Below are 10,357 nucleotides of genomic sequence, written 5' to 3'. Positions count from 1 at the left end.
TTTACTTTGCCTTTACCAAACTACTGTTTTTAGTTGCAAGCCATGCCATGACAGCATAAACTTTTTCAGCACCTAAACCTTCCCAAGCTGGCATTCCACCTCGGTTGAGTTTTTGTCTTTCTGGTCCAATTCCTTTCATGATGTTGTTAAACACTTCTTTATCAGTGTTTCCATGAATCCAATCTTTGTCCACAAGACTTGGTCCTACTGCACCTTCCGCTGTTGGGCCGTGGCAAGCAGAACAAATTTGTTTGTAAGTGCTTTCACCTTCTTTAATCGCAACTGCATCGTCACGATAAGGGTTTGATCCGTCTTCTGTATTTGCAACAATTGCTTGTTTTGCTGGAAATTGAGCTTCGTGTTCTGCAACTTCTTTTTCAAACGCAACCTCTTGTGGCCATTCAGAATACCAGTGAAAGTATACAACGTAACCGATGGAAACGATGATACTGATCAGCCATACCAATTTCCACCAAGTGGGCATGGGATTGTCGGCTTGGAAGATTCCGTCTACTTCTTTTGGTTCTTTCATTCGTATTAATCCTCCTCAAGCATTCTATACTTGGGTTTCTCCATTTCGTCTTTTGTACGTTTTTTATAAACGTAGTAGGTGATGTAAGAGATTGCGATCACAAGGACCGGCAATCTCAAACTTTTATAAACGAGTAGAATATCTGCATCGTTCATGATTTTACTTCATACCTTTTTGCAACTCAGCCGAATCTCTTCCTAGTTTTTGCAAATAAGCTACAAGTGCCTCTCCTTCGGTTTTGTCCTTTAGAAGTGATGGCGCATTAGCAAAGTCTTCTTCAGTGTAAGGAACTCCGATTGCTTTAAGAGCTTTCATGTTAGCCACTACTTGTTCTACATCAACTTTATGAGATTCTTCGAATAACCAAGGGTATGCTGGCATCACAGAGTTTGGTACGCCACCTACTGTTCTTGGGTTGATCAAATGGTTTTTATGCCACTCATCAGAACGAAGCATTTGAGATTCATGAGCTAAGTCTGGACCTGTTCTTTTGGATCCCCAAAGGAATGGATGGTCATAAACATACTCTCCACCTTTTGAATATCCAGTTCGTCCGTAAGCCTTAGTGGGATCAAAACGATCTACTTCCCATTTGAATGGTCGAACCATTTGTGTATGACATCCGATACAACCTTCTCTTTGGTAAGTGTCACGACCCGCAAGTTCTAATGCGGAGTATGGTTTCACAGTTGAAATGGGAGTTACCGTTTTTGTAAGGAAAAACGGCGGGATTAGTTCGAAAAGTCCACCAATCACAACGGCAATCGTTGTATATAGAGTAAACTTAACCCCTTTTGTATCCCAATGGTCTGCAACTTCAGAAAACCAATCTAAGAATTTGTTAAATCCAAACATTATGATTTCACTCCTATACGTAAGTCTTGTTCTACAAACCCACTGTCTTTGTTTTGAATGGTTTTGATGAAATTATATACCATTAGTATAATTCCTGTGAGATAGAGTGTTCCTCCGATCGCACGGAATAGTCTGAATGGTTTTAAGAACTCAACAATTTCTACCCAGTCTTTATAAACGAGTTCGCCATTTTCGCCAACTGCTCGCCACATAGATCCTTCAGTAATTCCAGATACCCACATGGAGATGATGTAGAGTAGGATACCAAGAGTCCCGAGCCAGAAGTGTGCATTGGCAAGTTTTTCGCTATATAGGTTCGCATTCCAAAGTCTTGGAACTAAGTAATAAAGTGCTGCAGCTGACATAAATCCAACCCAACCAAGAGTTCCTGAGTGAACGTGACCAATGATCCAGTCAGTGTTGTGTCCAAGAGCGGAAACGGCACGAATGGAAAGAAGTGGACCTTCAAATGTGGACATACCGTAGAAAGTTACAGCAGCTAACATCATTTTGAGGGTAGCGTCTACTTTGATTTTGTCTTTTGCTTGGGTCAGCGTGAGGAATCCGTTTAACATACCACCCCAAGAAGGCATCCATAACATGATGGAGAAAACCATCCCTGTTGTTTGTAACCACTCTGGAATTGGAGAATAAAGTAAATGGTGCGGGCCTGCCCAAATATAAATAAAGATTAACGACCAGAAATGGATGATCGAAAGTCTATGTGAGTAAATGGGTTGTTTGATGTGTTTTGGGAGGTAATAGTACATAAGTCCCAAGAACGGAGTCGTAAGAACAAAGGCTACTGCGTTGTGTCCATACCACCATTGGATGTTGGCATCAAACACACCTGCGTATACCGAGTAGGATTTTAAAAGTCCAGCTGGGATCACAATGTTGTTTACGATAAAAAGAAGTGGAACTGTTACAAAGGAAGCGATGTAGAACCAAATAGCTACATACATTTGTTCTTCTTTTCTTTTGATTACCGTCATCAAATAGTTTGCAAAGAAAATTACATACCATACAACAATCAATAAATCGATAGGCCATTCTAATTCGGCATATTCTTTTGATTGGCTGTATCCAAGTGGTAATGTAATTGCTGCAAGGACAATTGTTAGGTTATACAGTGCCAGGTGTATTTTGGAAAGTGTGTCGTTCCACATTCTTGTTCGACACAATCTTTGTACCGTATGGTAGGCTGTGGCGAAGATAACACTCAACGCGAATCCAAAAATGGCTGCATTGGTATGTAGAGGTCGTAACCTTCCGAAGCTCGTCCAAGGTAATTCCAAATTCAGCTGTGGATATACAAGCTGGAAGGCAATAATGACACCAAATGTCATTGATGCAACGCCCCAGACTAACGCTGAAATGATAAACCCTTTTACGATAAAATCGTCATATTGAGTTTTTTCCGTAGCCAATGTTTCTCTCCTTAATCTTTATCAGTTCCATTTATATAGAGAACTAATTCCTTTGTCTATAAAGTGACGAAGAAAAGAAAGAAAAACAGAATGTGGTTCTTAGAATCCCCCCTTGATTTTTGTCAAGGGAGGCATTGAGACTTAGACTGAGTCTAATTGGAGGAGTTAAAGGGGCAGACTTTCTAACAGTAGTTAGAAAGTCAATTCATATCCTAATTGTGTACGATGTTCGATGCCACGATCTCCGGCAATCGCAGTAGGGTGGTATCCAATGCGGTCTACTGTAGAGCGCATAAAGAATTTTTCTTTTCTAGTGTCTTCCTCTGCAAGTCCAGAACCTGTCGGATGGAAGTAATAAGCATCAAAGATATTCCAGAAATAAACAAGTAGGGTAGCAATACCAATGTATTGCATATCACGGTAGTGTCGTTCTACCGATTCTCTCTGTCCTTTGAAGGGACCAAGTTGACTTGAGACTACAGCTTCTGCAGGGGAAACTGTGGCTGCTGTTTGTGGAGAAAAAGCGGCTCGAAAGTATCCGTTGGTTGTGTAAGGGTTATCTAAGTTGTTGTAGTCTCGTTTGGCATTCAAATACATACGATGTTTGTCATATGTGAAAAAGAGTCCAACGGCAATGATAGAAGGGTAAACAATGGCTTGTACTTTTCTGCCTTGTTTCCATTGGCCCCAACCAGGAAGAACTGCGGATCTCCAGGCTGCACCTGCTTTTGTTAGGTTTTTTCGATCCGCTTCAGCAAGCCTTGCTTCTTCTTCCTTTTTCCGTTTTTCCTCGGCTTCTGCAGTTGCATTTTTTGCAGCCAACTCTTTTTCTTGTTTCGCAGCTTCTTCCTGCTCTTTTTTGAGTTTTGCAGCTTCTTCTTTTTCTTTTTTAAGTCTTTCTTTGTCTTCTTCTGCTTTTCTGAGTTTGTCTTCCTCTGCAGCAGTTAGGTGGTCTTTGTAAACTACTTTTAAGATATCGGTTTTATTTAGAACAACTGTGGTTCCGTCTTCTTTTCGAATTTTTAGCTTGTATTGGTCTTGTTCGATTACCTTTCCTTGGAGAGTTCCCCCTTTTTTGAGGAGAATGTTCTCTGCGGATAGGTTTCCTGTGAGCACTACCAAAAGTGTTGCGATTTTGATGAATTGTGTAATAGTCAGTTTCAAGGGTATCTCAAGTGTTGGAATATTATATAACAATCTCTATAGTGTTACTTGCTACGTTTCAATTGGTCTCTCCAATCATTTTTGCAATTTGGAAGTTAGGCAAGAATTTTTTTGTAAAAGACGATCCTAAAGCCAAACCACAGTTGGAAATAAATTATCCATGTTATGATAAAGTATGTTCCAAATGTGGCCAGTGAGCCGTAGAGGTTTTTTACGCCTCTACTTCTTGCATTAGAAAGTGGTGGACTTGGTCCGCACACTTCCTACCTTCCGAAATGGCCCAAACAATGAGGGATTGTCCTCGTCTTACGTCTCCGCAAGCATATACTTTAGGTACAGATGTGGCGAAAGATCCCGGTTTAGTTCCGAAATCTGCTTTGACATTCCCACGTCCGTCTAGTTCCAATCCTTCTTTTTGTAAATCGGCAAGTAATCCTTCTTTGATTGGGTTTACAAATCCCATCGCTAAGAAAACTAAATCGGCAGGCCATTCAAATTCAGTTCCAGGAATTGGATGAAACTTCCCATTTTCTTCTTTGACTTCGGATCCGTAAATCGCAGTGACTTCCCCTTTATCATTGGATTTAAAACCCATAGTGGAAACAGCCCATTTACGATTTACACCTTCTTCGTGTGAAGTGGAAGTGCGTAGCATTTTTGGATAGAGTGGCCAAGGTGTGGAGGAGTCTCTTTCTTTCGGCGGTTCTGGGAAAAGTTCGATTTGTGTGACGGATTTTGCCCCATGACGGTTGGAAGTTCCTACACAATCAGATCCAGTATCACCACCACCGATGACAATCACATGTTTGTCTTTGGCATTAATGATTTCTAGGTCATCACCTGCTACGTGTTTGTTGTTTTTGGACAAAAACTCCATTGCAAAGTGAACACCTTTACTGTTTCTACCTTCTACGGGTAAGTCTCTTGGAACTTCTGATCCACAAGCAAGTACCACGGCGTCAAAATCAGCGAGTAATTGTTTTGCGGTGATATCAATACCTACATTGACATTGGTTTTGAAAGTAACACCTTCCGCTTCCATCTGTTTGACACGTCGGTCAATATGTCTTTTTTCCATTTTGAAATCGGGGATTCCGTAACGGAGTAGACCACCAATACGGTCGTTTTTTTCAAAGATAGTGACCGTGTGGCCAGCACGAGCTAACTGCTGTCCTGCAGCAAGTCCTGCTGGACCTGAACCTACTACCGCTACTTTTTTCCCGGATTTAGAAGTCGGAGGTTGTGGGATGACCCAACCTTCTTCCCAAGCCCGATCAATAATGGTTCTTTCAATCGACTTGATAGAAACAGGTGGTTCTATGATTCCTAAAGTACAAGCCGATTCGCACGGAGCAGGGCAGAGCCTTCCTGTGAATTCAGGGAAGTTATTAGTTTTAGAAAGATTTTCCCAAGCTTCCTGAAAGCGACCTCGATATACAAAGTCATTGAATTCAGGGATCAGGTTATCGACAGGACAACCTGTTTCGCCGTGGCAAAAAGGGATCCCGCAGTCCATACAACGAGCACCTTGGTCTTTGGCAATAGCTTCAGGAAAAGGTTTCTCAAACTCTTTGTAGTTTTTAACTCGTTCCTTCGGTTCAATCTTTTGAAGGTATTCTTTTTTAAATTCTAAAAATCCTGTTGGTTTACCCACGAGCTGTTACCCCCTCTTTGTTTGCTTTTCCTGATGCATTTTCTTCAGCTATCTTTTCTAGAGCTTTTTTATAATCTCTTGGTATGACTTTGATCATTTGTTTTACAACTGTATTCCAATCTTTCAGCACTTCCTCTGCTCTTTTGGAACCCGTATACGTTTTATGATCTTCTACCATTTTTTTGACTTCTGCAATTTCTGATGCATCAGTTAACGGATCTAAGTCGACCATCTCTTTGTTGATGAGCGCTTCTTTGTTTTTCTTTGGATCCCAAAGGTAAGCAATCCCACCAGACATACCAGCAGCAAAGTTACGCCCAATGTCTCCAAGGATGATGACCCGTCCCCCTGTCATGTATTCACAACCGTGATCTCCTGTTCCTTCAACGATGACATGAGCACCGGAGTTACGAACGCAGAATCTTTCTCCTGCAATTCCGTTGACATACGCATTTCCACTGGTAGCTCCAATGAAACAAGTATTCCCAATAACGATGTTTTCTTCTGCTTTGTAAGGAGCATTTTTGGGAGTTTGGAAGATGAGTTTTCCTCCGCAAAGACCTTTCCCTACATAGTCATTTCCTTCTCCGATGAGACGAAGGGTCATTCCTTTGGTCACAAATGCACCAAACGACTGTCCTGCGGTTCCCGTAAATTCGATATCGATCGTGTCTTCCGACAAACCATCCACACCATATTTTTTAGTCACTTCATGACTTAACATGGTCCCCACAGAACGGTTTAAGTTTACAATGGATGTTTTGATTTTCACTGGTTGTTTGTGGTCAATGGCAGCCAGTGACTTTCGAATCAGTTCGTTATCAATTTGTTCATCCAAGTGGTGGTTTTGTTCTTTGGCACGATAGAGTCCTGTGGGGAACACAGGAGTTGGTCTATGGAGCACTTTACTAAAGTCAAGACCACGAGCCTTCCAATGGTGGTGAGGTCGTTTGAATTTGATTTTTTCTACTTGGCCAATCATTTCTTCAAAGGTTCTAAATCCAAGTTTGGCCATAATCTCACGAACTTCTTCCGCCACAAAAGTCATAAAGTTCACAACATACTCTGGTTTACCGGTAAATTTACTTCTTAAGAATTCGTCTTGGGTCGCAACACCTACAGGACAAGTATTCAAGTGGCATTTACGCATCATGATACAACCTACAGAGACAAGTGCGGAAGTGGAGAACCCAAACTCTTCCGCACCGAGGAGAGCTCCTACAACTACGTCTTTTCCTGTGAGGAGTTTTCCATCCACAGCCAGATACACACGGTCACGAAGTCCGTTGGCAACAAGAGTTTGGTGGGTTTCCGAAAGTCCAAGTTCCCAAGGGGTTCCTGCATGGTGGATTGAGGAAATTGGGCTTGCCCCAGTTCCCCCTTCATGGCCTGCGATAAGAATATGGTCCGCGTGGGCTTTTGCCACACCGGCAGCCACGGTTCCTACCCCAGATTCAGAAACGAGTTTCACCGAAACCCGTGCTCTTGGGTTGGAATTTTTTAAATCAAAGATCAACTGTTTTAGATCTTCGATAGAATAAATATCATGGTGAGGAGGAGGGGAGATGAGAGTCACACCAGGAGTGGAATAACGAAGCCATCCAATGTATTTGTCTACTTTGTGCCCTGGGAGCTGTCCACCTTCTCCTGGTTTTGCGCCCTGTGCCATTTTGATTTGGATATCATCTGCATTGGTGAGGTATTCCATAGTCACACCAAACCTAGCAGAAGCAACCTGCTTGATCGCCGAACGCATGCTATCTCCATTAGGCAAGGTTTTAAACCTAACTGGATCTTCTCCCCCTTCCCCTGTGTTCGATTTAGCACCGATTCGGTTCATCGCAATGGCAAGCGTTGTATGTGCTTCCCAAGAAATGGAACCATGACTCATGGCTCCTGTTTGGAAACGTTTGAGAATGGATTTTACAGACTCTACTTCTTCGATCGGGATTGCTTTGGATCCTTCAAAATCAAGTTGGAACAAACTTCGTAAAGTAATTGCCTTTTCGTTTTGGTTGTCGATGAGACTAGAGAACTCTTTGAATACTTTGTAGTCGTTGTCTTGTGTTGCTTTTTGAAGTTTATGAACTGTGATCGGTGTATAGAGATGGCTATCTCCATTTTTACGATAATAGTGTACTCCGCCTGGTTCCAAGTTGTTTGGGAAAAAAGTAGGATCGTAAGCTGCTTTGTGGCGGCGAACGGTTTCTTCTTCTAACATCTCAAGAGAAAGTCCCTCAATTCTAGATTGTGTCCCTGCAAAGTAAGTATTCACCAACTCAGAATCAAGTCCCACTGCCTCAAAAATTTGAGCACCACAATACGATTGTAATGTGGAAATTCCCATTTTAGAGAATACTTTGAATAGTCCTTTTCCAATGGATTTTATGTATTTCTTTTTTGCATCCTTGTAATTAGGAACTTCTGGGAGTAGACCTTGTTGCGAAAGATCAGCAATGGTTTCAAATGCCAAGTACGGGTTGATAGCATTAGCGCCATAACCACATAACAAAGCAAAGTGGGCTACTTCTCTAGGTTCCCCTGATTCCAAAACAATACCTGCACGAGTACGAAGGCCTTCACGGATCAAATAGTGGTGAAGTCCTGCTACTGCAAGAAGTGATGGGATGGCAGCTTTTCTTTCACCGACACCGTGGTCAGTTAAGATGATGAGGTTTACACCTTGTTCCCGAACCGCTTTGGCAGCATCGGCACAAACACGATCAAGAGAGTTTCTCATATCATGTTTTTTAGATGGATCAAAAAGGATCTCAAAAGTTTTTGCTTTGAAATGGCCTTCGCTGATTTGTTTGATTTTTTCGAAATCTTCGTTGGTAAGAATCGGGTGTTCCAATTCCAAACGGTGAGCATGTTCTGGCTCTTCTGAAAGAAGATTACCTTCCGGTCCAATATAGGTAGTGAGTTCCATCACCAGTTCTTCCCGGATTGGGTCAATGGGTGGGTTGGTAACTTGTGCAAAGTTTTGTTTGAAATAACGGAATAGGGGTTGTGGTTTTTCACTTAAAACAGCAAGGGCAGAGTCAACCCCCATTGAGCCTATCGGTTCTTCTCCAGAGACACCCATAGGTTTGATGATTGTAAACACATCTTCATGAGTGTAACCAAATGCTCTTTGGCGTTCCAAAATGGTTTCGTGTTGTGGTTGTTTAACGTTCTCTGGATCTGGCAATGAACCCAGACGAATCATATTGTCTTCTACCCATTTACGATATGGTTTTTGGGTAGCGATTTGTTTTTTGATTTCTTCATCGTCAAGGATTTGGCCTTTTTCCATATCGATGAGAAGCATACGGCCTGGACGAAGGCGGTCTTGGACTAAAACTTCTTCTGGAGGAAGATTGAGAACACCTGCCTCAGAAGACATGATGACTTCATCGTCTTTAGTAACGATGTAACGCGCTGGGCGAAGACCATTTCGATCAAGGGTTGCGCCAATGATTCTACCATCTGTGAAGGCAATCGCAGCAGGTCCATCCCAAGGTTCCATAAATGTTGCATGATATTCGTAGAATGCGCGTCTGTCGGCATCCATTGCTTTGTTTTTAGACCAAGCTTCTGGAATCATCATCATCACAGCATGTGGAAGAGACCTTCCTCCCATTACTAGTAATTCAAGTACTGTATCAAATGTTGCAGTATCAGACTGACCTTCCATCACAATCGGAAGCATACGGCGGAGTTCATCACCATAAAGAGGAGATTGCATCACCATTTGGCGAGCGGCCATCCAGTTCATATTCCCACGTAAAGTGTTTATTTCTCCGTTGTGCGCAATTTGGCGGTAAGGGTGTGCCAAATCCCAAGTAGGGAAGGTGTTAGTCGAAAACCTTGTGTGAGTCAAACAAAACGCAGAAGTTAAATCAGGAGATTTTAAATCCTCGTAGAATTTTTTGACTTGGTCACCAAGTAACATCCCTTTGTAAACGATGGTGCGAGAGGAAAAACTAGGTACGTAGTACTGAGAACGATCTAGTTTCATTTCAGTTCGGATTCGTCTGTCAATGAGGCGACGGATGAGAAATAGTTTTCTTTCGAAATCGTCAGAAGTTTTGTTTTTTTTGGATTTTTTACCTATGAATACTTGTTTGAAAACTGGAAGTGTTTTGGATGCAACTACACCCGCATATTCTTTGTTAATGGGAACATCGCGAAATCCAAGAAACTCTTCCCCTTCGTCCACGATGATTTTTTCAATTACGTTTTCCACCGCAGTGCGGGCTTCTGTGTTTTGCGGTAAAAACAAAAATCCCACCGCATAGTCGCCTTCTTTTGGCAAAGTGAAGGGCAGATTCTTTCTAAAAAATGCATCCGGGATATTGATCATGATCCCAGCACCGTCACCGGTTTTTGGATCGGCCCCTTCGGCCCCTCTGTGCTCTAAATTGCACATCAGGCGGATCCCTTTGTCGACGATATCGCGGGAACGTTTGCCTTTATAATTTGCGATAAAACCAACACCACAGGAATCTTTATCCAAGGCAGGATCATACATACCTTGGGCCTGTGGGCCAAGTGGCGGAAGGATGGGTGGTTGGTTGGATTTTGACATACGTACCCTACTCTAAAGCAATTACTGTACCTTGTTTTTGAATTTGGGTGTACTGTCCAATTATTTTGTTTTCAGCAAAATGATTTATTTTTAGGCAAAGTCAAACACCAGAAAATGTACAAACTACAAGCAGTCAGTCTATTTTTACATAA

Annotated in this window: 7 protein-coding genes; all 7 read right to left on the bottom strand. The window is 42.2% G+C overall.

The genetic code is table 11. The annotated features are described in order from the left end of the window. Window position 1: 1 nt before the first annotated feature. The 7 genes from ND811_RS08455 to gltB all read right to left on the bottom strand — a co-directional run bounded on the left by ND811_RS08455 (window position 2) and on the right by gltB (window position 10,205). Window positions 2–532, bottom strand: a complete 531-nt coding sequence (locus tag ND811_RS08455; RefSeq protein ID WP_265351800.1) for a c-type cytochrome — start codon at window positions 530–532, stop codon at window positions 2–4. Window positions 533–537: 5 nt separating this feature from the next. Continuing rightward, window positions 538–687 carry a hypothetical protein gene (locus tag ND811_RS08450; protein ID WP_004788227.1) on the bottom strand — a complete coding sequence of 50 codons (150 nt, stop codon included), beginning with the start codon at window positions 685–687 and terminating at the stop codon, window positions 538–540. A 4-nt stretch (window positions 688–691) separates the two neighbouring features. Further along, window positions 692–1,387, bottom strand: coding sequence for a cytochrome-c oxidase, cbb3-type subunit II (gene ccoO / locus ND811_RS08445; protein ID WP_265351801.1), 696 nt, complete (start codon window positions 1,385–1,387; stop codon window positions 692–694). Further along, complete coding sequence (ccoN, locus tag ND811_RS08440; RefSeq protein WP_035983516.1) at window positions 1,387–2,817, bottom strand: cytochrome-c oxidase, cbb3-type subunit I; 1,431 nt, start codon at window positions 2,815–2,817, stop codon at window positions 1,387–1,389. The genes ccoO and ccoN overlap by 1 nt, the downstream gene beginning before the upstream one ends. 192 nt (window positions 2,818–3,009) lie before the next feature. Further along, the gene (locus ND811_RS08435) at window positions 3,010–3,981 is read right to left on the bottom strand and encodes an LA_0442/LA_0875 N-terminal domain-containing protein (RefSeq protein WP_265351802.1); all 972 of its coding nucleotides are present in this window, start codon (window positions 3,979–3,981) and stop codon (window positions 3,010–3,012) included. A gap of 211 nt (window positions 3,982–4,192) precedes the next feature. Beyond that, entirely contained in the window at window positions 4,193–5,635 is a 1,443-nt protein-coding gene (locus ND811_RS08430) for a glutamate synthase subunit beta (protein WP_265351803.1), read from the bottom strand. Then, entirely contained in the window at window positions 5,628–10,205 is a 4,578-nt protein-coding gene (gene gltB / locus ND811_RS08425; protein ID WP_265351804.1) for a glutamate synthase large subunit, read from the bottom strand. Before gltB ends, ND811_RS08430 begins: the two co-directional genes overlap by 8 nt. Window positions 10,206–10,357: the final 152 nt, after the last annotated feature.

It is taken from the genome of Leptospira soteropolitanensis, from assembly GCF_026151655.1.
Lineage (GTDB): Bacteria > Spirochaetota > Leptospiria > Leptospirales > Leptospiraceae > Leptospira_A > Leptospira_A soteropolitanensis.
This window is presented reverse-complemented; position numbering and strand designations above follow the sequence as displayed.

Excerpts from the sequence above, each read along its gene's own strand:
- ND811_RS08455 (WP_265351800.1), bottom strand. The coding sequence starts at position 532 with ATGAAAGAACCAAAAGAAGTAGACGGAATCTTCCAAGCCGACAATCCC.
- ND811_RS08450 (WP_004788227.1), bottom strand. The coding sequence starts at position 687 with ATGAACGATGCAGATATTCTACTCGTTTATAAAAGTTTGAGATTGCCG.
- ccoO (WP_265351801.1), bottom strand. The coding sequence starts at position 1,387 with ATGTTTGGATTTAACAAATTCTTAGATTGGTTTTCTGAAGTTGCAGAC.
- gltB (WP_265351804.1), bottom strand. The coding sequence starts at position 10,205 with ATGTCAAAATCCAACCAACCACCCATCCTTCCGCCACTTGGCCCACAG.